This is a genomic window from Diaphorobacter caeni (genome assembly GCF_015354245.1).
Lineage (GTDB): Bacteria > Pseudomonadota > Gammaproteobacteria > Burkholderiales > Burkholderiaceae_C > Diaphorobacter_A > Diaphorobacter_A caeni.
In genome coordinates this window covers 532733-557123 of sequence record NZ_JADKYZ010000001.1, presented here as the reverse complement: position 1 = coordinate 557123, position 24391 = coordinate 532733, and the positions used below count along the sequence as shown (strand labels likewise).

The 24391-nt window shown below is 63.9% G+C and carries 19 protein-coding genes and 1 tRNA gene; 16 read left to right on the top strand and 4 right to left on the bottom strand.

The annotated features are described in order from the left end of the window. Positions 1-241: 241 nt before the first annotated feature. The 3 genes from fdnG to ISG32_RS02480 are packed head-to-tail and all read left to right on the top strand — an operon-like array spanning position 242 to position 4867. Positions 242-3307, top strand: coding sequence for a formate dehydrogenase-N subunit alpha (gene fdnG, locus ISG32_RS02490; protein ID WP_194769421.1), 3066 nt, complete (start codon positions 242-244; stop codon positions 3305-3307). Positions 3308-3320: 13 nt separating this feature from the next. After that, positions 3321-4244 (top strand): formate dehydrogenase subunit beta, encoded by a 924-nt coding sequence (gene fdxH / locus ISG32_RS02485; RefSeq protein ID WP_194769420.1) that lies wholly within the window; start codon positions 3321-3323, stop codon positions 4242-4244. Then, the gene (locus ISG32_RS02480) at positions 4241-4867 is read left to right on the top strand and encodes a formate dehydrogenase subunit gamma (protein ID WP_194769419.1); all 627 of its coding nucleotides are present in this window, start codon (positions 4241-4243) and stop codon (positions 4865-4867) included. The genes fdxH and ISG32_RS02480 overlap by 4 nt, the downstream gene beginning before the upstream one ends. 41 nt (positions 4868-4908) lie before the next feature. Here ISG32_RS02480 and ISG32_RS02475 read toward each other — a convergent pair whose 3' ends face one another. Then, positions 4909-5088, bottom strand: a complete 180-nt coding sequence (locus ISG32_RS02475; RefSeq protein WP_194769418.1) for a hypothetical protein — start codon at positions 5086-5088, stop codon at positions 4909-4911. A gap of 44 nt (positions 5089-5132) precedes the next feature. Here ISG32_RS02475 and fdhE point away from each other — a divergent pair, with 44 nt between their 5' ends. The 7 genes from fdhE to ISG32_RS02440 all read left to right on the top strand — a co-directional run bounded on the left by fdhE (position 5133) and on the right by ISG32_RS02440 (position 12254). Continuing rightward, complete coding sequence (fdhE, locus tag ISG32_RS02470; RefSeq protein ID WP_194769417.1) at positions 5133-6080, top strand: formate dehydrogenase accessory protein FdhE; 948 nt, start codon at positions 5133-5135, stop codon at positions 6078-6080. Positions 6081-6090: 10 nt separating this feature from the next. Further along, entirely contained in the window at positions 6091-7533 is a 1443-nt protein-coding gene (gene selA / locus ISG32_RS02465) for an L-seryl-tRNA(Sec) selenium transferase (protein ID WP_194769416.1), read from the top strand. A gap of 238 nt (positions 7534-7771) precedes the next feature. After that, on the top strand, positions 7772-9706 hold the full coding sequence (gene selB, locus ISG32_RS02460) for a selenocysteine-specific translation elongation factor (protein WP_194769415.1): 1935 nt from the start codon (positions 7772-7774) through the stop codon (positions 9704-9706). A 26-nt stretch (positions 9707-9732) separates the two neighbouring features. Next, a tRNA-Sec gene (locus ISG32_RS02455) sits at positions 9733-9827 on the top strand. Between the two features lie 67 nt (positions 9828-9894). Further along, entirely contained in the window at positions 9895-10596 is a 702-nt protein-coding gene (locus tag ISG32_RS02450) for a hypothetical protein (protein ID WP_194769414.1), read from the top strand. Positions 10597-10734: 138 nt separating this feature from the next. Continuing rightward, entirely contained in the window at positions 10735-11376 is a 642-nt protein-coding gene (locus tag ISG32_RS02445) for a LysE family translocator (protein WP_194769413.1), read from the top strand. Positions 11377-11408: 32 nt separating this feature from the next. After that, the gene (locus tag ISG32_RS02440) at positions 11409-12254 is read left to right on the top strand and encodes a helix-turn-helix domain-containing protein (RefSeq protein WP_194769412.1); all 846 of its coding nucleotides are present in this window, start codon (positions 11409-11411) and stop codon (positions 12252-12254) included. Between the two features lie 12 nt (positions 12255-12266). On the opposite strand, the gene ISG32_RS02435 is transcribed toward ISG32_RS02440, so the two are convergent. After that, positions 12267-13019 carry a TetR family transcriptional regulator C-terminal domain-containing protein gene (locus tag ISG32_RS02435; RefSeq protein WP_194769411.1) on the bottom strand — a complete coding sequence of 251 codons (753 nt, stop codon included), beginning with the start codon at positions 13017-13019 and terminating at the stop codon, positions 12267-12269. A gap of 410 nt (positions 13020-13429) precedes the next feature. On the opposite strand from ISG32_RS02435, the gene ISG32_RS02430 reads away from it, so the two are divergent. From ISG32_RS02430 to ISG32_RS02410, 5 genes are all read left to right on the top strand, one after another. Next, entirely contained in the window at positions 13430-14785 is a 1356-nt protein-coding gene (locus ISG32_RS02430) for an NAD(P)-dependent oxidoreductase (protein ID WP_194769410.1), read from the top strand. A gap of 52 nt (positions 14786-14837) precedes the next feature. Continuing rightward, entirely contained in the window at positions 14838-16157 is a 1320-nt protein-coding gene (gene preA, locus ISG32_RS02425) for an NAD-dependent dihydropyrimidine dehydrogenase subunit PreA (protein ID WP_194769409.1), read from the top strand. 176 nt (positions 16158-16333) lie between these two features. Continuing rightward, a complete protein-coding gene (locus ISG32_RS02420; RefSeq protein ID WP_194769408.1) occupies positions 16334-17824 on the top strand; it encodes an NCS1 family nucleobase:cation symporter-1 in 1491 nt (496 codons plus the stop codon). Positions 17825-18127: 303 nt separating this feature from the next. After that, a complete protein-coding gene (gene hydA / locus ISG32_RS02415) occupies positions 18128-19597 on the top strand; it encodes a dihydropyrimidinase (RefSeq protein ID WP_194769407.1) in 1470 nt (489 codons plus the stop codon). Between the two features lie 39 nt (positions 19598-19636). Then, positions 19637-20908, top strand: a complete 1272-nt coding sequence (locus ISG32_RS02410) for a Zn-dependent hydrolase (protein ID WP_194769406.1) — start codon at positions 19637-19639, stop codon at positions 20906-20908. Between the two features lie 601 nt (positions 20909-21509). Here ISG32_RS02410 and ISG32_RS02405 read toward each other — a convergent pair. Continuing rightward, the gene (locus ISG32_RS02405; protein WP_194769405.1) at positions 21510-21995 is read right to left on the bottom strand and encodes a GNAT family N-acetyltransferase; all 486 of its coding nucleotides are present in this window, start codon (positions 21993-21995) and stop codon (positions 21510-21512) included. A gap of 70 nt (positions 21996-22065) precedes the next feature. Next, positions 22066-23151: a selenide, water dikinase SelD gene (selD, locus tag ISG32_RS02400; RefSeq protein ID WP_194769404.1), complete on the bottom strand. Its 1086-nt coding sequence runs from the start codon at positions 23149-23151 to the stop codon at positions 22066-22068. Between the two features lie 146 nt (positions 23152-23297). Here selD and mnmH point away from each other — a divergent pair, with 146 nt between their 5' ends. After that, positions 23298-24350, top strand: a complete 1053-nt coding sequence (gene mnmH, locus ISG32_RS02395) for a tRNA 2-selenouridine(34) synthase MnmH (protein ID WP_194769403.1) — start codon at positions 23298-23300, stop codon at positions 24348-24350. Positions 24351-24391 lie beyond the last annotated feature (41 nt).

The following is a 24391-nucleotide window of genomic DNA, read 5'->3' as shown; positions in this document are numbered from 1 at the left end:
CGTCTCCAAGCCACGATGTCCAGCGCATCCAGCCGTTCACTGCAAAAGCGGGCATGCACCAACAATTTGCTGCAGTGCGGCAAATGGCTCTCCATCGTGACTTCAGGCAGTTTTTTGGTCCTCCAGCGTCCACCGGCACTGGAGGTTTTGGCGTCTGCTCATCTGCGGCGCCGGAATCAAGCCAGTTATCAAAAGCTACTGCGATGAATTTCTCACCACTAACATCAAAGGAGGATCTGTCATGGACATGAACAGAAGACATTTCTTCCGCATGAGCGGGGCGGGCCTGGTCGGCTCCAGCCTCGTGGCCATGGGCTTCTCGCCCACGGCCGCTCTTGCGGAGGTGCGTCAGTTCAAGCTTGCGTCGACCACGGTCACGCGCCAGACCTGTACGTACTGCTCGGTCGGTTGCGGCATCCTCATGTATTCGCTGGGCACGGGCGGCAAGAACGCCAAGTCCTCGGTGATCCACGTCGAGGGCGATCCGGACCACCCGGTGAACCGCGGCACGCTGTGCCCCAAGGGCGCCGGTCTGCTCGACTTCATCAACAGCCCCAACCGTCTGCTGTACCCCGAGTACCGCGCTCCCGGCTCCAACGAGTGGAAGCGCATGTCTTGGGACGAGGCGCTGACCCGCATCACCAAGCTGCTCAAGGACGACCGCGACGCCAACTTCGTCGCCAAGACCGAAGACGGCCTGACGGTCAACCGTTGGCTGACCACCGGCATGCTGGCTGCTTCCGCAGCAAGCAACGAAGCCGGATACATCACGCACAAAGTGGCCCGTTCGTGGGGCCTGCTGGCATTCGACAACCAAGCCCGTGTTTGACACGGCCCGACGGTGGCAGGTCTTGCCCCGACGTTTGGCCGTGGAGCGATGACGAACCATTGGGTCGACATCAAGAATGCGGACGTCATTTTGATCATGGGCGGCAATGCCGCTGAAGCGCACCCGTGCGGCTTCAAATGGGTCACCGAAGCAAAGGCGCACAACAAGGCGCACTTCATGGTGGTGGACCCGCGTTTCAACCGTTCAGCCTCGGTAGCGGATTTCTACGCGCCGATCCGCTCAGGTTCGGACATCGTGTTCCTCGGGGGCATGATCAATTACCTGCTCTCGAACGACAAGATCCACCACGAGTACGTGAAAAACTACACGGACTTCACTTTCATCGTGCGCGATGACTATGAATTCGTGGACGGCATCTTCTCGGGCTACAACGAAGAGAAGCGTACCTACGACAAGAAGAGCTGGGACTACGAGCTGGGCGAAGATGGCTTCGTCAAGACCGACCCGACGCTGCAGCACCCGCGCTGCGTCTACCAGCTGATGAAGAAGCACTACGAGAGCTACACGCCAGAGCGCGTGGAGAGCGTCTGCGGCACGCCGCAGGACAAGTTCAAGCATGTGTGCGAGCAGTTCGCGTCCACCGCCGTTCCAGGCCGTGCGGCGACGATTCTGTACGCGCTCGGCTGGACACAGCACTCCACCGGCGCGCAGATCCTGCGTTGCGGCGCGATGGTGCAGCTGCTGTGCGGCAACATCGGCATCGCTGGTGGCGGCATGAACGCGCTGCGCGGTCACTCCAACATCCAGGGTCTGACCGATCTGGGCCTGCTGACCAACAGCCTGCCGGGCTACCTCACGCTGCCCAATCAGGCGGAGCAGGACTATCAGGGCTACATCGCGAGCCGCACGCAGAAGCCTCTGCGCGCCAATCAGATGAGCTACTGGCAGAACTATCCCAAGTTCCACGTCAGCCTGATGAAGTCGTTCTTCGGTGCTGCGGCAACGGCGGAAAACAACTGGGCCTACGACTATCTGCCCAAGCTGGACAAGCCGTACGACATGCTCCAGTACTTCCAGCTGATGAACGAAGGCAAGGTCAACGGCTACATCGCACAGGGCTTCAACCCGATCGCGGCGCTGTCCAACAGCACCCGCGTGCGCGATGGCCTGTCCAAGCTGAAGTTCCTCATCGTCATGGACCCGCTGGCGACTGAAACCTCCGAGTTCTGGAAGAACTTCGGCGAGTTCAACGACGTGAAGACCGAGGACATCAAGACCGAAGTGTTCCGTCTGCCGACCACCTGCTTCGCGGAAGAAGACGGCGCGGTGGTGAGTTCGTCGCGCGTGCTGCAGTGGCACTGGAAGGCTGCGGAGCCACCGGGAGAAGCCAAGACCGACGTGGCCATCATGTCGGCCCTGCATGTGCGCCTGAAGGCCATGTACGCCAAGGACGGCGGCGCATTCCCGGACCCGATCGCGAATCTGGACTGGAAGTACGCACAGCCGGCTCATCCGTCTTCGGAAGAGATCGCCAAGGAGTACAACGGCAAGGCGCTCGTCGACCTCACCGATCCCAAGGACCCGACCAAGGTGCTGCGACCCGCAGGCCAGCAAGTCTCCGGATTTGCCGAGCTGCGCGACGACGGCTCCACGGCCTCGGGCTGCTGGATCTACGCGGGTGCATGGACGGTGGCGGGCAACCAGATGGGCCGCCGCGACAACTCCGACCCGACTGGCATCGGCAACACGCTGAACTGGGCCTGGGCCTGGCCGGCAAACCGCCGCGTGCTCTACAACCGTGCTTCGGCCGACGTGGCGGGCAAGGCGTTCAACCCGAACCGCAAGCTCGTCGAGTGGAACGGCAAGGCCTGGGCAGGTGCTGACGTGCCGGATACCGGGGTGGGCATCGCGCCTGAAACCGGCAACGGTCCGTTCATCATGAACCCGGAAGGCGTCGCCCGTTTCTTCGCCCGCAAGGGCATGAACGAAGGTCCGTTCCCCACGCACTACGAACCGTTCGACACGCCGATCGGCAAGAACCCGATGTACCCGAACAACCCCAAGGCCACCAGCTCGCCGGCGGCACGGGTGTTCCCGCACATCTGGGAGACCTTCGGCAAGGCGGACGAGTTCCCGCACGTGGGCACGACCTATCGCCTGACGGAGCACTTCCACTACTGGACCAAGCACTCGCTGGTCAATGCCATCACGCAGCCGGAGCAGTTCGTCGAAATCGGCGAAGCGCTGGCCAAGGAGCTGGGCATTGCGGCGGGCGACCGGGTGAAGGTGTCCTCCAAGCGGGGTTCGATCAAGGCGGTCGCCGTGGTCACCAAGCGCATCAAGCCGATGAAGATCGAAGGCAAGATGGTTCACCACGTGGGCATTCCGATCCACTGGGGCTTCAAGGGTGTGACCAAGCCAGGTTATCTGGCCAACATCCTGACCCCGTTCGTCGGCGATGGAAACAGCCAAACGCCGGAATTCAAAACCTTCCTCGTGAAGGTTGAGAAGGCCTAATGAGGAGCAACTGATGTCACTGCAATCACTCGATATCATGCGCCTCTCGGCCACGACGACCCCGCCTCCACAGGCGCGGTCGCCGCAGTCCGGCGAAGTCGCCAAACTCATCGACGTCTCCAAATGCATCGGCTGCAAGGCTTGCCAGACAGCGTGCATGGAGTGGAACGATCTGCGTCAGGAGCCCGGTGAAAACCACGGCACCTACGACAATCCGACCGACCTGACCGAGAACGCGTGGACGGTGATGAAATTCACCGAATACGACAACGAGGCCACGGGCAATCTGGAATGGCTCATCCGCAAGGACGGCTGCATGCACTGCGCCGACCCCGGATGCCTGAAGGCCTGCCCATCGCCCGGCGCCATCGTCCAGTACACCAACGGCATCGTGGATTTCCATGAGGAAAACTGCGTTGGCTGCGGCTACTGCGTCACCGGCTGCCCGTTCAACGTGCCGCGCATCTCCAAGAAGGACCACAAGGCCTACAAGTGCACGCTGTGCTCGGACCGCGTGGCCGTTGGCCGCGAGCCGGCCTGCGTCACCACTTGCCCGACCGGCGCCATCATGTTCGGCACCAAGAAGGCGATGAAGGACCAGGCCGCGGAACGCGTCAAGGACCTCAACGAGCGCGGTTTCAAGCAGGCCGGCCTGTACGACCCGCAAGGCGTGGGCGGCACGCACGTGATGTACGTCCTGCACCATGCGGACAAGCCGTCGCTGTACGCCGACCTGCCCAACACGCCGACCATCAGCCCGATGGTCAGCGTCTGGAAGGGTCTGGCCAAGCCGGTGTCGATGGCGCTGCTCGGCGCCGCCGCCATCGGCAGCCTGTTCCACTACATCACCAAGGGGCCGAACGAGGTCTCCAAGGAATTGGAAGATGAAATGGAACGCAAGGACCGTGAAGCCGAAGCCAAGGAGAATCAGCCATGAGACGCAATCCTCGTGACCTGCAACGCTATACCGCCTCGGAGCGCCTGAACCACTGGGTGGTGGGCATCTGCTTCATCCTGCTGGCGCTCTCCGGTCTGGCGTTCTTCCATCCGGCGTTCTTCCCGCTGACCATGCTGTTCGGCGGTGGACCGTGGACGCGCATCCTGCACCCCTACATCGGTGTGGTGATGTTCGTGTTCTTCCTGGTGATGTTCTTCCGCTTCGCGAAGCTCAACGTGATCGAACCACGTGACGTCGAGTGGCTCAAGAACGTCAACAAGATGGTGGACGGCGACGACCATGACATGCCCGAGCAGGGCAAGTACAACGGCGGCCAGAAGGTGCTGTTCTGGGGACTGGGCATCGGCATGCTGATGCTCATCGTCACCGGCGTCCTGATGTGGCGCGCCTGGCTGAACCTGCCCGTGGACGTGGTGCGCATCGCCTCGGTGCTGCACGCCGTGGCGGCCGTGTGGATGATCGGCCTGATCATCATGCACGTCTACGCCGCCATCTGGACCCGCGGCACCATCCGCGCGATGCTCTACGGCACGGTCACGCGTGCCTGGGCAAAACAGCACCACCGCGGCTGGTATCGCAAGATGACGGGCGACAACAGCTAACATAGCAAAAGTCCCTGCCCTGCCGCTGACCGCCCGGGTGGTCAGCGGCATTGTTTTTTTGGTTGAACACGAAATTGAAAGAAAAGGAGCACCGGATTCTGCCGACCCGGACCGGTCTTTCCCGGCATCTCCGCACGATTGGCCCATTGGCCCATCGGCACCGCAGGCGCCACGTCAAAACGCTGCGCTGCAACACAAAGAATCCAACCGCTGCTCGTCATCTCGCAATTCCGCAAGAAACCTGGTTTTTGGGAGTCCCTCCAAAGTGCAACGCATTCTTCAACCGGGCGACATCGAGTCGCTCGACCGCACCAACCCGCAGCGCATTCGCCTGCCCCTGCCTGTGCAACTGTTCGCCGAGCGCGCCGCGCGCCTCGAACAGAAGGCCGATGGCAACCCCATCGCCGACTACCTGCGCTTCGTCGCGCAGATCGTGCGCGCCCAGCAGAAGGCCGCAGCCAGCGTGCAGACCGCCGCGCCCGACGCTGACTTGATCGCGCAGGCCCAGGAACACTCCATGCCGCTGCTGCCCGCCGCGAGCCACATCGACCCAGTGTGGCAGGACGTGCTGATGCAATTGCTCGATGCGCTGGACCACGCGGAACACGTGCCCGAGGCCGTCCAGCCCACGCTGCAGTCGCTGCGCACCATGAGCGCCGAAGAGCGCGACACGCTCGCGCGCCGCGTGCTGGTGGGCCTGCTCACCGACAGCGCCGACCTCGCCGCCGCCCCCGTCGTGATGGCCGCGCTGCAGGTCACGTTCGCCGACCGCGCGAGCCGCCTGCAGGAGAGCGACGTGCCGTACACCGACCCCGCCTCGATCTGCCCCGTCTGCGCCACCGCGCCCGTGGCCAGCGTGATCCGCATCGGCGGTCGCGACGCGGGCCTGCGCTATCTGCACTGCGGCACCTGCGCCACCGAATGGCACATGGTGCGCGTGAAGTGCAGCCACTGCGAGAGCACCAAGGGCGTGCGCTACCAGAAGGTCGATGGCGGTGACGAGACCGTGCTGGCCGAGACCTGCGACGTATGCCACACCTACCGCAAGATCACCAATCAGGAAAAGGACCCGTTCGCGGAACCGCTGGCCGACGACCTCGCCACGCTGATGCTGGACCTGTTGATGAGCGAGACCGACTTCGCGCGCGCCAGCATCAACCCGCTGCTGCCGATGGCGGAAACCGACGCGACACCCGACGACCACAACGCCTGACCGCCTGACCATGAGCACTGCCGAACACGCACCGATCTCCTCCGCAGCCCGCCTGCCCGCCGTGGACCGCGTGCTCGGCACGCCCGCGCTCAAGGCGCTCATCGCCGAATATGGCAACACCGCCGCCACCCAGGCCGTGCGCGCAGCGATTGACGAGCTGCGCCCCGCGGCGCTCGCTGGCGAAGTGACCGCAGAGCATCTGCAGCCCGACGCCATCGCGCGGCAGGCCGCCTCACGCCTCGCGCAGAAATTCGCGCCGCGCCTGAAGGCCGTGTTCAACCTCACCGGCACCGTGCTGCACACCAATCTGGGCCGCGCGCTGCTGCCCGATGCGGCCGTGAACGCGGTGGTGCAGGCGCTCACCACGCCGGCCAATCTCGAGTTCGATCTGGCCACGGGCGGGCGCGGTGATCGCGATGATCTTGTCAACGATCTGCTGCGCGAGCTGACGGGTGCCGAAGCCGCCACCGTCGTCAACAACAACGCGGCGGCGGTGCTGCTCACGCTCAACGCGCTGGCGGCCAAAAAGGAAGTGATCGTCTCGCGCGGCGAGCTCGTCGAGATCGGCGGCGCCTTCCGCATCCCCGACATCATGAGCCGCGCGGGCGCCAGGCTGGTCGAAGTGGGCACCACCAACCGCACGCACCCCAAGGACTACGCCGACAACATCACCGACGACACCGCGCTGCTGATGAAGGTGCATTGCAGCAACTACGAAGTGACGGGGTTCACCAAAAGCGTGACCGAGGCCGAAGTGGCCGCGATCGCCCACGCGCGCGGCCTGCCGCTGGCCGTCGATCTGGGCAGCGGCACGCTGGTCGACCTCGCGCAATACGGCCTGCCACACGAGGCCACCGTGCGCGAGACGATTGAAGCGGGCGCGGACATCGTCACCTTCAGCGGCGACAAGCTGCTCGGCGGCCCGCAGGCCGGCCTCATCGTCGGCAACAAGGACCTGATCGCCAAGATCAAGAAAAACCCGCTCAAGCGCGCGCTGCGCGTGGGCAAGCTCACGCTCGCCGCGCTCGAGCCCGTGCTGCAGCTCTACCTCACGCCCGAACATCTGGCCGAGCGCCTCACCACGCTGCGCCTCTTCACCCGCCCACAGGCGCAGATGAAGGCGCAGGCCCAGGCACTCGTCGCCGCGCTGCAAGCGGCCGTCGGCACGGAATACGAAGTCAGCACCGCCGCCATGCTCAGCCAGATCGGCAGCGGCGCGCTGCCCGTGGACACCCTGCCCAGCTACGGCCTCGCCATTCGCCCCATCCACATCAAGCGCGCCGGCCGCGCCCTGGGCAAGCTCGAAGCCGCCCTGCGCAGCCTCCCCCGCCCGGTCATCGGCCGCATCTCCGACGACACACTCTGGCTCGACCTGCGCTGCCTCGAGACCCGCGACGAAGCCACTTTCACACAGCAACTGACAACGCTAGCAAGCGCGATGAACATGCACTGAGAAACACAGAAAAAGCGGCAGCAACCTCAGCAGCGCCAAGGGTGTTTGAACACCCACCCCAAAGACGAGATGGCCCCTCAGGCTAGGCGCACCGACGCCGACAGTACTTTCGTACGGCAAGGAGTTGCAACAACGCATGAGGGGCCATATCGTCACCCCAAAACGAAGACTGCCAACGTCCGAGAAGACCCGAAGTCCGTCACACCGCAAAATCACCCACCAAAATTAGAATCAAGAAATGATCATCGGCACCGCAGGACACATCGACCACGGCAAAACCTCGCTGGTACGCGCACTCACCGGCGTTGAAACGGACCGTCTCCCAGAGGAAAAACGCCGCGGCATCTCCATCGAGCTGGGCTACGCCTATCTGCATGCCGACGACGGCACGACGCTCGGCTTCGTCGACGTTCCCGGCCACGAAAAACTCCTGCACACCATGCTCGCCGGAGCCACCGGCATCGCCCATGCCCTGCTCGTGGTGGCGGCCGACGACGGCGTGATGCCGCAGACGCGCGAGCACTTCGCGGTCGTCTCGCTGCTTGGCGTGCAGCAGGCCACGGTCGCCATCACCAAGACGGACCGGCTCGACGCCGCCACCCGCGCCGAACGCATCGCGGAAGTGCGCGCCGAAGTCACCCGGCTGCTCGCCCCCACCGCGCTCGCGGGTGCCCCCATGTTCGAAGTGTCCGCCCTCTCCGGCGAAGGCATCGATGCGCTGCGCCAGCACTTGCTCGCGCATGCCTTGGAACATGACGGCAGCGCCGCGACGCCAGGCTCCGACACGCACGCCTTCCGCATGGCCGTGGACCGCTCGTTCACGCTCACCGGCGTCGGCACCGTGGTCACCGGCAGCATCACGCACGGCACCGTCTCGATCGGCGACGAGCTCACGCTGAGCCCGAGCGGCAAGTCTGTGCGCGTGCGCGGCATCCACGCGTTGAACCGACAGGCCACGTCCGCCGCGCGCGGACAGCGCAGCGCATTGGCGCTCGCGGGCGTGGCCAAGGACGAAGTGCATCGCGGTGACTGGATCAGTGCCAGCCACATCGCGCTGCATACCGAACGCCTCGACGTCGAATGCACGCTCTGGCCCGACGAGGAACGCGCGCTGCGCTCGGGCACACCCGTGCATGTGCACCTTGGCACCAGCGACCTCATGGGCAGCATCGTGCTGCTGGGCCGTACCACGCTCGAACCCGGCACCACCGCGCTCGCGCAGATCGTGCTGCACGGCAGCCTGCCCGCATGGCATGGTGATCGCGGCGTGCTGCGGGACGCCTCGGCCACCCGCACCATCGCCGGCATCCGCGTGCTCGATCCCTACGCCCCGCAGCGCTATCGCAGCACGCCCGAACGCCTTGCCACCCTGCAGGCCCAGGCACTGCCGCAACGCGCCGATCGTCTGGCCGCGCTGCTCGCGCAATCGGCCATGGGCCTGGACCTGCTGCGTGCCGCACGTGCCGAAGGCCTGAGCAGCGCCGACGCGTTGACTCTGCCACCGGATGCGCTGCGCTTCTCGAACGGACAGATGGCGATTGCGCCCGCCGCGCTGCAATCCTTGAAAGCGCTGGTGATCGAGCGCCTGCAGACCTTCCACACCACCTCGCCCGACGAGATCGGTCCCGACATCAAGCGCCTCAAGCGCCTTGCCGCACCGCGCGCCGACGAGGCGCTGTGGCAATACCTCATCGAGCAACTGCTCGCCGACGGCAGCATGGCGCGCAGTGGCCACTGGCTGCACCGCCCGGAACACGCGGTGCGCATGAACGAAGCCGAGGAGCAGATCGCCGAGCAGCTGCTGCCTCTGCTGATCAACGGAGCCTTTGACCCACCTTGGGTGCGCACCCTCGCCGCCGACACCAAGACCCCCGAGACTCTGGTCCGCCAGACGCTCGCCAGTCTCGCACGTCGCGGTCAAGTTTTTCAGGTAGTGAAGGATTTGTTCTATCCTTTGAATACAATCGAGCGTCTCGCAGAAATCGCGCGCGCATGCACCTCGTCGGACGCAGGCCTCCAGGCCGCCGCGTTCCGCGACGCCACCGGCCTCGGCCGCAAGCGCGCGATCCAGTTGCTCGAGTTCTTCGACCGCGTCGGTTTCACCCGTCGCGTGAAAGACCAGCATCTGCTGCGCCCCGGCACGTCGCTGTTCGACAGCGGCAACGAGAACTAGAGCCTGGGCAACGGACACTGCATATTGGAAGAGAAACGTCCCTGGTGGGGCGCCCGGGCTTCAAACCCGGTGGATTGCGCCACGCGCGGTCGGTAGGTTCGACTCCTGCTCTCTTCCGCCAGATTCCAGTGCAAAAACAAGAGTGTTCAAGCATGATGGACTCCGCACCGGCAGCTTGAAGAGAGCCATTGCTGCAGCGTTACGGCAGGGGCAACGCCTTCAAAGAATCCACAATGGATTTCACGCCCATGACAGCGCAATCGAAACACTATGGAGGATCGTTGATGCTCAATTTGAATTGTGTACTGTGGCTTGCCGTCCTGCTCCCACTCGCGTCGCACGCGCAGAGCAACAACGATTGCCCAGGCAAACGCTCCCTTGAGATTTCAGGGCAATACACCGTGCCGTCTGAAATCACATGGAACACCGTTGAAATCCCCGATGCAATCATGCTGGATGCCAGCGCGTTCAAGCATCATGATCAGCCGGGGATTGCCAGCGTGGCACAAAAATATGCGTTTCAGAAGCCCGAACGGATCAAAGCCTATTTCGTTGATGACGAGTCGAGAGCAGGCGTTCACTACGACACGGAAATCGGTCAGATTTTTCTGGTCAAAATGCTCCACAACAAAAGCAAGTTCAAAGCATGCGTTCCCAGTTCCGCCATGAACAGCCGTCTGAATGGATTGCCCGCCGCTCTTGATTTCGACATCGCAGCAACCGACAAAAGCAAATGCATGTGGGGCATGACGGTCTTTGGATTGCATGACGAAGCGGACTATTCCTTCTACAAACCAACAAGCTGCTCCAGCACCGCCAACAAGGCGGACCTGAACAAGATGCTTGAATTCTTCAAAACACTCATGCCGAAAAGCGCGTTCAGCAGATAGAGCACCTCCCTCGCCAACGCAGGCCTCTTTCACGCGGGCTGTTTGCTGCCACCATCCCTGCGCGCAATTGCGTTCAATACACGCACGCCGCATCCCGCCACACTGCAGCATCTCCACTCCCACCGCAGTTTGGACCCGATGCTTTCCTCCCTTTTCGCCATGGCCGGCTTTGCCCTCGCGGGCGCGATCACGCCCGGGCCCGTCAATGTGCTCGCGATGCGGCATGGCAGTCAGTCGCGGCGTGGGTGTGCGTTGCTTTATGTGGTGGGAGCGAGCGTGAGCTATGCGGTCGTGGTCTGGATCATGGGGCTCTTCGGGCAGTGGCTGCTGCGCGATCCGGCCGTGGCGGTGATGGCGTCGCGCATATGCGCGGCGTATCTGGTGTGGCTGGCTTGGCGCATCGCGCGGGCGCCGGTGGCAGATCGCGTTGATGATGGCAACGCCGCACAAGTCAGCGATGCCGTCAGCGTGCCGCGGGGATTCCATCAGGCGTTCTGGCAGGGCGTGGCGATTCAGTCGCTCAATCCCAAGGCCTGGCTGGTCGCGCTGTCGGGCGTCGGCTTGTTCGTGGTGCCGTTGTCCATGCAGGCCGACGTGCCGCATGCGACCTTGCTCGCGTTCTGTCTGGTGTCGCTTCTGGCCTGCATGGTGGGGGTGGGTTGCTGGGCGCTGCTGGGCAATGTGCTGCGGCGCTGGTTGCGCACGGCGCGCAGGCAACGTGCGCTCAATTGGGTGCTGGCGGCGGTGCTGCTGGCCAGCGTTGGCGGGATGCTGGCATGATGACGCCGACCTCGCACATGAGTCGTTCCACCATGACGCAACCGATCCACCAGTTCCACCGCCATCCGGAGGCTCCGTGGCTGGAGCTGCGCGTGAGCCAGCCTTCGGCGCATTGCTTTCGGCTGCACACGCATGAGGAGTACTCCATCGGCATCGTCGATCATGGCGGAGCGATGTTCCATCACGCGCAGGGGCCCGAGCCGGTGCGCGCGGGCAGCGTGGTGCTGATCGAGCCGCATCGCTGGCACGCCTGCAATCCCGAGCTGCCGCGCAGTTGGGCCTATCGCATGCTGTTCGTGAAGGCAGACTGGTTGCATGCGCAGATGGATACTCAGGTCGATGCGGATGTGCATGGCGACAGGCCCACGCGAGCCATCACCTTCGATCACCGCGCATTGCACTCACGCGACGCGGCTGTGCTGGTGGATCGCCTTTGCCAACCGCTGCAAAACGCGTGCGACATCGAGGCGCATCGTCGCGAGCTGCAGGATTTTCTGCGGCAGCACGCCCGCCGCCACACCACCGCGCCCAATGCAGCAGAGCCCGATGCCGTGCGCCACGCGCTGCGGACGCTGCACGCCCGTCCCGACTCCGACATCACCATCGAATCCCTCGCGGAAAGCCAAGGGCTGAGCCCGTCGCGCTTCATCCGCCAGTTCAAGGCCGCCACCGGTGTGACGCCTGGTGCGTATCGGCTCAACCTGCGGCTGAACGGTGCACGCCGTCTGCTCGCCGATGGCGCAACGCTCGCGCAGGCCGCGCACGAGATGGGCTTTGCGGACCAGTCGCACATGCAGCGCAGCTTCAAGACGCACCATGCGCTCACGCCGGGGAACTACGCGCAGACGGCGACGCTGCACCTGCCCTCCGCGCGCTGAACGCCTGGCGCGTCAATCCACCTTCTGCCCCAGCCCGCTGAGCACCAGCCGCGTGATCACTTCTTCCGCGCGCTCGAAGTCCGCCTCGTCGAGTGCGGGCTTGCCAAGCAGGATCGCGAACTGCGCCTGGTGTTCAGCATAGGCCTGGGTGACGGTCCAGATCACGAACATCAGGTGCGTGAAATCGAGCCGCGTGACCAGTCCCTTCTGCGCCCAGGTCTCGAAGGTCTTCACCTCGAGATCGAGCACGGGCTTCACGCGCGCTGCGATCACGTCGGCGTAGCGCGGCGCGCCCGCGATCACTTCCTTGGCGAAGATCTTTGCGGCGTTGGGGCGCTCGAGCGATGAACGCAGCTTGCCGTGAATGTAGGTGCGCAGCGCCTTCACCGGATCGGTGGGCTCGCGCCATACGTCCTCCATGCCGGCCAGCCAGCCGAAGACCACATCGTCGAGCACGCGGCGGTAGAGCACTTCCTTGCTTGGAAAGTAGTACAGCAGGTTGTGGCGGCTGATGCCCACCGCGTTCGCGATGCCTTCGAGCGAGGCGCCCTCGAAGCCGAGCACGGCGAACTGGTTCTCGGCCTCCTTGAGGATGTTCTGCTCCTTGCGCAGCCGCGAGGCGGTCGGCGCGCGCGTTCCATTCGGGGGCACATTGGAGGGCACGGGTGCATCGTCGTTGTGCACGCGCACCTTTCTGGAGCGGGCACTCGCCTCTACGGGCGCACCGGGCTCATTGGCATTGGAAACTTTTCGCACGTCTGTCATGCCTCCATTGTGATGCGGCACTGCGACATTTTCAGGCACAAGGTTTGCGTGCCGTGGGTTTTTACTGATTGGTAATTTTTTACCAGAAAGTAAATTATTGATCAGCCACGACAGCACGCCATGCGCACGGACACTGCGGCAACGCCAGATTGCCGATGTGATCCGCACGACGTTCTGACCCAGCCACCCATGCGGGCACAGACCCGCAGCAACGCATAGAAGAGGCCCACGATGACACCTCGACAGTTTGCGCGCTCCCATCGCCTTGCGCCGCCCTGCGCGCACGCGGCGATCGATCTCTCCACTTGGCGACAACTCACTTCGCACCGCAGCCCCCGAGCGCGGCGGTGCGCGCGGACGCCCGCCCCGCACCTCTGACTTCACGCCCCACCCACAACAAAGGAGCCACGATGGAATCGACCGCCAACCGCGCGTGTGGAGTGCACGCCGCACGCCTGAACCTCGTCGAGTACGCTGTGAATTTCAGCGACTCGCACGCCCCGCTGACCAAGCCACAGGCCCTGATCGAGGCCGAGCGTTGCTACTACTGCTACGACGCGCCATGCGCCACGGCCTGTCCTACCAGCATCGACATCCCCTCCTTCATCCAGCGCATCGCGCAAGGCAACGACCGGGGCGCGGCGCGCGCGATTCTCGAGGCCAACCCGCTCGGCGGCATGTGCGCCCGCGTCTGCCCCACGGAAGTGCTCTGCGAGCAGGCCTGCGTGCGCAACACCAACGAAGACAAGCCGGTCGAGATCGGCTCGCTGCAGCGCTACGCGACCGACGCGCTGTTCGACAACCCCGGTGCGCCGCTGTTCACCCGCGCGGCCTCCACCGGCAAGCGCATCGCCGTGGTGGGCGCGGGTCCCGCGGGCCTTGCCTGCGCGCATGGTCTTGCGATGCGCGGCAACGACGTGGTGCTGTTCGACGCGCACCCCAAGCTCGGCGGCCTGAACGAATACGGTCTCGCGACCTACAAGACGACCAACGGTTTCGCGCAGAAGGAGGTCGACTGGCTGCTGTCCATCGGCGGCATCTCGGTGCGCTGCAATCAGCGCCTGGGTCGCGACATGACGGTGGACTCGCTGCTGGAGAGCCACGACGCGGTTTTCCTCGGCCTTGGCCTCTCGGGCGTGAACGCCATCGGCATCGCAGAGCCCCAGGCGGAAGGTCTGCGCAACGCGGTCGACTTCATTGCCGAACTGCGCCAGGCAGGCAGCTTCGCCGACGTGCCAGTCGGCCGCCGCGTGGTGGTGATCGGCGGCGGCATGACGGCGGTGGACGCGGCCGTTCAGGCCACCAAACTGGGCGCGCAGGACGTGACCATCGCGTACCGACGCGGCGCAGCCGCCATGTCGGCATCGACGGTCGAGCAGCGCTGGGCACAGACGCATGGCGTGAAGATCAAGCATTGGAGCGCTCCCAAGAAAATCCTCAGCGAGAACGGCAAGGTCACCGGCGTGCGCTTTGCGATGACCACGCAGCGCGCGGATGGCGGCATCACCGAAACCGACGAACAGTTCACGATCGAAGCGGACATGGTGCTCAAGGCCATCGGCCAGACCTACAGCGCCGATCACGCGGGCACGACGATCCAGTTGACGGGCGGACGGATCGCCACGGACGAAGACGGACGCACCAGCGTCGCGCGCGTCTGGGCAGGTGGCGACTGCCGCGCGGGAGGACGCGACCTCACCGTGGAAGCGGTGGAGCACGGCAAGGTCGCCGCGCAGTCCATCCATGCGGCGCTGAACGCGGCCTGAGCCTGAGCCAGGCCCCACGCCACTTCATCCAATCCGAATCAGGAGAACCCACATGGCCGACATCAGCAGCAATTTTCTGGGCATCAAAAGTCCCAATCCGTTCTGGCTCGCATCCGCACCGCCCACCGACAAGGAGATCAACGTCACCCGCGCATTCGAAGCCGGCTGGGGCGGCGTCGTCTGGAAGACGCTCGGCGAAGATCCACCGGTCGTCAACGTGAACGGCCCGCGCTACTCGACGCTCATGTCGCAGGACCGCCGCGTGATCGGCCTGAACAACATCGAACTGATCACCGACCGGCCGCTGCAGCAGAATCTCGACGAAATCCGCCGCGTCAAGCGCGCATGGCCCGACCGCGCAATGATCGTCTCGCTCATGGTGCCGTGCGTCGAAGAGAGCTGGAAGCGCATCCTGCCGATGGTCGAGGACGTCGGAGCCGACGGCATCGAGCTCAACTTCGGCTGCCCGCACGGCATGAGCGAGCGCGGCATGGGCGCGGCCGTGGGACAGGTGCCGGAGTACATCCAGATGGTGACCGAGTGGTGCAAGCACTACTCCAGGCTGCCGGTGATCGTGAAGCTCACGCCCAACATCACCGACGTGCGCATGCCCGCCCGCGCAGCCAAGCGCGGCGGCGCGGATGCGGTCTCGCTGATCAACACCATCAACTCCATCATGGGCGTGGATCTGGAGTCCATGGTCATGCATCCGAGCACCGGCGGCTGGGGCTCGCACGGTGGCTACTGCGGCCCGGCCGTCAAGCCCATCGCGCTCAACATGGTGGGCGAGATCGCCCGCGACACCGAGACCGCCGGCCTGCCGATCAGCGGCATCGGCGGCGTGACGACGTGGCGCGACGCGGCCGAGTACATCGCGCTGGGCTGCGGCACGGTACAGGTCTGCACGGCCGCGATGGTCTACGGCTTCAAGATCGTCGAGGACATGTGTGACGGCCTCTCCAACTTCATGGACGCGCACGGCTATCAAACCATCGACGACTTCAAGGGCAAGGCCGTACCGACGGTCAAGGACTGGAAGCAGCTCAACCTCAAGCACATCGACAAGGCCGTCATCGACCAGGATTCGTGCATCCAATGCGGCCGCTGCCACGTGGTCTGCGAAGACACCTCGCATCAGGCCATCTTCTACCAAAAAGGAGAGAACGGAGAGCGCCGATTCGAGATCAACGAAGCCGAATGCGTGGGCTGCAATCTGTGCGTATCGATCTGCCCGGTGCCGGACACCATCTCGATGCGCACGCTCGCGGTGGGCGAAGTGGACGCACGCACCGGCATCAAGGTGACCGGCGAATACGGAAACTGGACCACGCATCCGAACAATCCCCAATGCCTTACGGCTGCGGAGGCATGAACATCGTCACTTTTGCAGTTTGGGTGACTTGATTTTTCGATCCGCATAAGCAAACGCAACTGCCCCGTTTCGGGGCAATTGCGTTGCAAGATTGCATTGCTGGAGTTGGTAGGTTTTTTGCTAATGCTATGAGAGTTTGCTTCCCCCAATGACTACTTGAAAACAGGAGCGTTCCCATGACAAGCCCGCATCCCGCTGGTGCCGCCAGCGACCTGACGAATGACGATCTGGCGCCCACCACCGAGGCGCAGCGAACCTGGCGCTGGTATCACTTCACGGCGCTGTGGATCGGCATGGTGATGTGCATTCCCGCCTACACGCTCGCGGCCAGTCTGGTCGAGGGCGGCATGTCGGCGATGCAGGCGGTGATGACGGTTTTTCTGGCCAACGTGATCGTGCTTGTTCCGATGCTGCTCATCGGCCATGCGGGCGCGAAATACGGCATCCCCTATGCGGTGCTGGCACGCGCTTCGTTCGGCACGCGCGGCGCCAAGCTGCCCGCCGTGCTGCGCGCGCTCGTGGCCTGCGGCTGGTACGGCATCCAGACCTGGTTCGGCGGCCTGATGATCTACACGCTGCTGGGCGTGATCCTCGGGCACCCGCTGGAGAGCGACAAGATCCCCGGCCTCGGCATCAACCTCGCGCAGCTCATCTGCTTCCTGGTGTTCTGGGCCATTCAGTTCTATTTCGTGGTGCACGGCATCGAGTCGATCCGCAAGCTCGAGACCTACACCGCCCCCGCCAAGATCGTCATCTGCTTCGTGCTGCTGTGGTGGGTCTACGAGAAGGCCGGCGGTTTCGGCCCCATCCTCTCCAAGCCTTCCGCGTTTGAAGCCGGAGGCACCAAGGCAGGCCAGTTCTGGTCGTCCTTCTGGCCATCGCTCACCGCCATGATCGGCTTCTGGGCAACGCTGGCGTTGAACATCCCCGACTTCACCCGCTTCGCCAAATCGCAGCGTGACCAGGTCGTCGGTCAGGCCATCGGCCTGCCCGTTCCCATGGGCCTGCTCGCGGGTCTGGCCGTGATCGTCACCTCCGCCACCGTCGTCATCTACGGCAAGGCGCTGTGGGACCCCGTGGACGTGGCCGCGCGCATGACCGGCATCGCCGTGCTGATCGCGCTCATCGTGCTGCTGGTCGACACCGTCAGCGTCAACCTCGCCGCCAACCTGGTCGGCCCCGCCTACGACTTCTCCGCGCTCAATCCACGCAAGATCAGCTACCGCACCGGCGGCTACATCACCGTGGCCATCGCGATCATCATGATGCCGTGGAAGATCCTCGAATCCACGCAAGGCTACATCTTCACCTGGCTCATCGGCTACTCCGCCCTGCTCGGCCCCATCGCCGGCATCCTGATGGTCGACTACTTCCTCATCCGCCGCACCCAGCTCGACGTGCCCGAGCTCTACAAGGAAAACGGCAGGTACTCCTACTCCGGCGGCTGGAACTGGGTAGCCATCGCGGCCTTCGTGATCGGCGTGGCTCCCAACGTGCCCGGCTTCCTCAACGCGGCCTTCCCCAACACATTCCCCAACGTTGGCGCCGTCTTCAAGGAACTCTATGCCTACGCCTGGTTCATCGGCCTGTTCATCGCCGCCGTGGTCTATCGCCTCGGCATGGGCAGCCACATGGAGTCCACACAAGCCACTTTGAAGCGAGCATGAAATAAGTTCCAAGGATGAAAGAGGCAAAGCCGGAATACAACCAATGCCCCCGGCTTTCAAACAACCCAACCAGGCAGCGGAGCGGGCAATCGAACCCCCACCCCAATGACGAGACAGGCCCTCAGGCTAGGCGTCAAAGGCGCAGACAGTACTTTGGTATGGCAAGCCTTTGCAACGACGCATGAGGGCCTGTATCGGCACCCCAAAACGAAGACTGCCAAACAACAAACGAAAAGCAAATTCGTCAAAAGCACGAAATTCCCAAAGTTTCCCCAGTGAGTAAGTAAGCAAAGGAGCAACATGATGAGCACAGCCAGCCGCCCTATTCTGATCCGTGGTGGCATCGTAGTGAATGCCGATCGCGAAGAACGCGCCGACGTCCTGATCGTCGATGGCAGGATCGCGGCAGTCGGAGACACGGCTGCTGCCCAGGCTCCTGCCGGTTCCGAAACGCTGGACGCCAGCGGCCAATACGTCATGCCCGGGGGCATTGACCCCCACACGCACATGCAGCTACCCTTCATGGGCACGGTCACGGCGGACGACTTCTTCACCGGCACCGCCGCCGCCTTGGCCGGAGGCACCACCAGCATCATCGACTTCGTGATTCCGGACCCTCAGGAACCGCTGATGGACGCCTACAGAAAGTGGCGCGGCTGGGCTGAGAAAGCCGCGTCCGACTATTCCTTCCACGTCGCCGTCACCTGGTGGAGCGACAAGGTGCGCGAAGACATGGGCACGCTGGTGCGCGAGGAAGGCATCAACAGCTTCAAGCACTTCATGGCCTACAAGAACGCCATCATGTGCGACGACGAGACGCTGGTGAACAGCTTCAAGCGCGCGCTCGAGCTCGGCGCCATGCCCACGGTGCACGCCGAAAACGGCGAGCTGGTCTATCTGCTGCAGCAGGAAGTCGCGCGCATGGGCATCACCGGTCCCGAGGGCCACCCACTGTCCCGCCCTCCGATGGTGGAGGCCGAAGCCGCCAACCGTGCCATCGCGATTGCCGACGTGCTCGGCGTTCCCATCTACGTGGTGCACGTGAGCTGCATCGAAGCCGCCGACGCGATCGCGCGGGCCCGTGCACGTGGCCAGCGCGTGTATGGCGAAGTGCTCGCGGGTCACCTGACCATCGACGACAGCGTGTATCGCCACCCCGACTACGCAACCGCCGCCGCCTACGTGATGAGCCCGCCCTTCCGCCCCAAGGAACACCAGGAGGCGCTCTGGCGCGGACTGCAGGCGGGCCATCTGCACACCACCGCGACCGACCACTGCACCTTCTGCGCCGCGCAGAAGGCGGCCGGCAAGGACAACTTCGCCAAGACGCCCAACGGCACCGGCGGCGTCGAGGAACGCATGGCGGTGGTCTGGGATGCGGGCGTGAACACCGGGCGGTTGACACCGAGCGAGTTCGTCGCCATCACCTCAGCCAACACCGCCAAGCTGTTCAACGTCTACCCACGCAAGGGCTTCATCGGCGTGGGTGCGGACGCCGACGTGGTGCTCTGGGACCCCAAGGCCACCAAGACGCTGTCGGTGAAGACGCAGCACTCCAAGGGCGACTTCAACATCTTCGAAGGCCGCAACGTGACCGGACTGCCCAGCCACACCATCAGCCGCGGCAAGCTCGTCTATGCCAATGGCGATCTGCGTGCGGAAAAAGGCGCAGGCCAATATTTCAAGCGTCCTGCCTTCGGCCCCAATTTCCAGGCGGTGCAAAAGCGCTCCCAAGACCTCGCACCCACTGCGGTTGAACGCAAACAGGGTTGAGCGGCGCGTGCTGCAAAATACCCCGAGGAGATAACCAACATGGACACCAAAGTGAAAACGAGCAACCACCACACAGACACCAGCCACCTGCGGGTGAACGGCGAGCGCCTCTGGCAATCGCTCATGGAACTTGCCGAAATCGGCGGCACGGCAAAGGGTGGCGTGTGCCGCCTGGCGCTCACCGACCTCGACAAGAAGGGCCGCGATCTGGTCACCCGCTGGGCCAGGGAAGCCGGCATGACCGTCACCATCGACAAGATCGGCAACGGCTTCATGCGCCGCCCCGGCCGCAACAACAGCCTGCCGCCCATCATGACCGGCAGCCACATCGACACCCAGCCCACCGGCGGCAAGTTCGACGGCAACTACGGCGTGCTCGCAGGCATCGAGGTGGTGCGCACTTTGAACGACCACAACATCGAGACCGAAGCCCCCATCGAAGTCGCGTTCTGGACCAATGAGGAAGGTTCGCGCTTTGTTCCGGTGATGATGGGCTCGGGCGTCTTCGCCAAGGCCTTCACGCTGGAACACGCCTACGCCGCCAAGGACACCGAAGGCAAGAGCGTGAAGGAAGAGCTCGAACGCATCGGCTACATCGGCCCCGAGGAACCGGGCGACCACCCCATCGGCTACTACTTCGAGACCCATATCGAACAGGGCCCGGTGCTCGAAGACAATGACAAGACCATCGGCGTGGTGACCGGCGTTCTGGGCATCCGCTGGTACGACTGCACCGTGACCGGCATGGAAGCCCACGCGGGCCCCACCCCCATGGCCCTGCGCAAGGACGCCCTGCAGGTGGCGACCCGCGTGATGCAGGAAGTGGTGGCCTGCGCCCACCGTCACCCACCGCACGGACGCGGCACGGTCGGCATGGTGCACGTGCACCCCAACAGCCGCAACGTGATTCCCGGGGAGGTCAAGTTCAGCATCGACTTGCGCAACGCGAGCGACGCGGACTGCGAGGCCATGGACGCGGACATCCGCGCCGTGGCCGATCGCATCAGCAAGGAAACCGGTCTGCCGATCAGGATCGATCTGGTGTCGAGCTATCCCGCGCAGCCGTTCAACGCGGAGTGCATCGAGGCGGTGCGGCGTGGTGCTGAAACCTTGGGCTATTCCCACATGAATGCGGTGTCCGGCGCTGGGCACGATGCCGTCTACATGGCGCGGCTGGCTCCTGCGGGGATGATCTTCATTCCTTGCAAGGATGGGATCTCGCACAATGAGATTGAGGATGCGAAGCCTGAGCACATCACTGCGGGGTGCAATGTGCTGTTGCATGCCATGCTGGAGCGGGCTGGGGGCTGAGTTTTCTTTTTGCTTTTCTTGTGACTTTTCTTTTGGCTTCTGCTCTTGGGTTGAGGGCAGAGGCCGGGACTGCCCCCGGCGGGGCAGTAACTTTTTGGTCTTGCCCAAAAAGTCACCAAAAGCGCGCTTTTGAATTCGGGGTCACGCGGCAGAACTCACTGCGCGACTGCGTCGCTCCGTTCGGGCAACCGCCGCGAGTCAGTGCTTAACCAAGAGGTATTTGCGGCACGTCGCTGCGCTTGTGCCGGGGTGCTTGCTGAGTTGGGTTGGTGGGCAAAGGCCCGCTGCTCTTTTGAACGAAGTTGATCCAGCGAGCAAATCAAAAATCGAGCAGCTCTGGCACCCCAGCATCTCGCGAAGTCGCGAGATGAGCGGCACGAGCGCAGCGACGTGCCGCACATTCCTCTTGGTTAAGCACTAGCTCGCGGCGGTTGCCCGAGCGGCGCGCGCAGCGCAAAGCGAGTTCTGGCGCGGGTATTGAAAAACGCATTTTTGGTGACTTTTTGGGCAAGACCAAAAAGTTACTCCGCCGCCGGGCGGAACTCCCGGCCTCCGCCGCCAGCACCACAGCAAAGGCAAAGGCAAACGCAGAGAAAGAGCCTTACGAAGAAGCCAACTCCAACAACGCATCCCCCGTCAACCGATACCGAATCCACTCACTCTGCGGCTTCGCCCCAATCGCGTCATACACCTTGATCGCAGGCGTATTCCAATCCAGCACGCTCCACTCGAATCGCCCGCAGTCGTTTTCCACCGCGATCTTCGCGATGTGCTGGAGCATCGCCTTGCCCGCGCCCTTGCCCCGCGCCTCGGGGTCGATGTAGAGGTCCTCAAGGTAGATGCCGTTGCGGCCCTGCCATGTGGAGTAGTTGTAAAAGTAGACCGCGAATCCGATGGGGCTTCCCTCGCTCTCGCAGATCAGCGCATGCGCGGTGGCGCCTTCGGAAAAGATGGTGCGGTGGACATGCGCTGCAGTGGTCAGCACTTCGTTTTCGGCGTTTTCAAAGATCGCGAGATCGCGGATGAAGCGCAGGATGGTGTCGGTGTCGCCGATGACGGCGGGACGGATCACAAGTTCGGAATTCATACTCAATTCAACTCAACTCAGCTAACTCAAGCGGTTCAAATCAGAACCAAAACGGAAAAAAGCAAAAAAATCACGCAACCTGCAGTCGGGCGGCTCCGGCCTCGACGTGGCCGATGACTGCCGCCGCTTCAAATCCTTCGCGCGCGAAGATCGCGAGCACGTCGTTGACAGCTTCAGGTGCGCAGGCGACGAGCAGGCCGCCCGAGGTCTGGGGGTCGCTCAGAAGGTTCTGCGTGGTGGCATGCAGGCCTGGGGCAAGCTGCACTTGCGCGCCGTAGGCGGCCCAGTTGCGGCCGCTGGCGCCGGTGACGTTGCCTTCTTCGGCCAGCTGGACGACACCGGGCAGCAGCGGCACCTTGGCCCAGTCGACCACGATCCTGACGCCCGCGCCGCGTGCCATTTCAAGCGCGTGTCCGGCCAATCCAAAGCCCGTTACGTCGGTGATCGCATGCACGCCGGGCAGGTCGGCAAGCAGCGGGCCGGGGGTGTTCAGCTTGGTGGTGTTGGCGATCATTTCGCGGTAGCCCGCGTCGTCGAGCTTGAGCTTCTTGAGCGCTGCGGAATAGACGCCCACGCCGAGCGGCTTGCCGAGCACGAGCACGTCACCGGCCTTGGCTTCGGCATTGCGGCGCACGCGGTCGGGGTGGACGATCCCCATGGCGACGAGGCCATAGATCGGCTCGACCGAGTCGATGGTGTGGCCGCCCGCAATCGGAATGCCTGCGGTGCGGCACACGTCCTGACCTCCGCGCACGATCGCGCCGATCACGTCAAGCGGCAGCACGTTGATGGGCATGGCGACGAGTGCCAGCGCCATGATGGGCTTGCCGCCCATGGCGTAGACGTCCGACAGCGCATTGGTCGCGGCGATGCGGCCAAATTCATACGGATCATCGACGATGGGCATGAAGAAGTCGGTCGTGGCCACGAGCGCCTGCTCGTCGTTGAGCTTGTAGACGGCGGCGTCGTCCGAGGTTTCGATGCCGACCATCAGCTCGGGCGGGATCACGGCGTTCGCGCCGCTCGACTTGAGAATCTCCGACAGCACGCCCGGCGCGATCTTGCAGCCGCAGCCGCCACCGTGCGACAGCGATGTCAGGCGCGGCAGTGCGGGCGTTGCAGTGGAGGCGGAAGGGGTGGGTGCTGATGCGGTCATGGCAGTCTGGAAATGGGGAGGATGACAGGGGATTCAGCCCTGATCATCCCAGATTCGGAGCACTCAACCTGCGTGCGCGGATACTCACGCGGACAACGCTGCCAAATGCAGCCCGCTATAGTCGTGCCCTCAGATTTCCACGCCCCATGTCCCATTTCCAGCCCGTTCGCCCTGCAGACCGCCACCGCTTCGACGCCATCATCGATGCGCGCTCGCCTGCGGAGTTCGCCCTTGACCACATTCCCGGAGCCATCAACTGCCCGGTGCTCGACAACGAGGAGCGCGCCATCGTCGGCACGATCTATGTGCAGCAGGGCGCGTTCGAGGCGCGGCGCGTCGGCGGCGCGATGGTGGCCGCCAATCTGGCCAGGCATCTGAAAGAGCAGTTCGCCGAACGGCCCGAGCGCTGGAAGCCGCTCGTGTACTGCTGGCGCGGCGGCATGCGCAGCGGCTCGATGGTGCACTGGATGCGCCTCGTCGGCTGGGACGCGCAGCAGCTCGCGGGCGGCTACAAGTCGTTCCGCCGGCATGTGATCTCTCAGATCGAGGACCTTGTTCCCAAGCTGCAGCTGCGCGTGATTCTGGGTGCCACGGGCAGTGCCAAGACGCGCGTGCTGCAGGCGCTCACCGACCAGGGCGCGCAGGTGCTCGATCTGGAGCACTGCGCACGCCACAAGGGCTCGCTGCTCGGCAATCTCCCGGGCGTAGACCAGCCTTCGCAGAAGAACTTCGAGACCCAGATCGGCACCGTGCTCGAGTCGCTGGATCTCTCACGCCCGCTCTATGTGGAAGGCGAAAGCGCGCGCATCGGCCGCCTCACCGTGCCGCTGCCGCTGGTCACGCAAATGCGCGCCGCGCCCGCCATCGAGGTCGCCGCCACGCCCGAGGCACGCCTGTCCTACTTGCTGCGCGACTATGCGTATCTGGGCGACGATGTCGACGCGCTGACGGACAAGCTCGGTGTTCTGACCGAATCCCTCGGCAAGGAAACCGTCGGCCGATGGCAGGAGTGGGCACGCGAGAAATCGCTCTCGCCGCTGTTCGCGGAGCTCATGCGCATGCACTATGACCCCCACTACGAACGGTCGCAATCGAATCATTTCAGCGGCTGGGAACAGCGCCGCAAGATCGAGGCCACGTCGCTCGAACAGCCGGACATCGAACGCATCGCCGCGCAGATCATCGCGCTGGAAGTCTGACCCCAGACCGACTGCAACTACAAACGCTGACAATCTGCGCG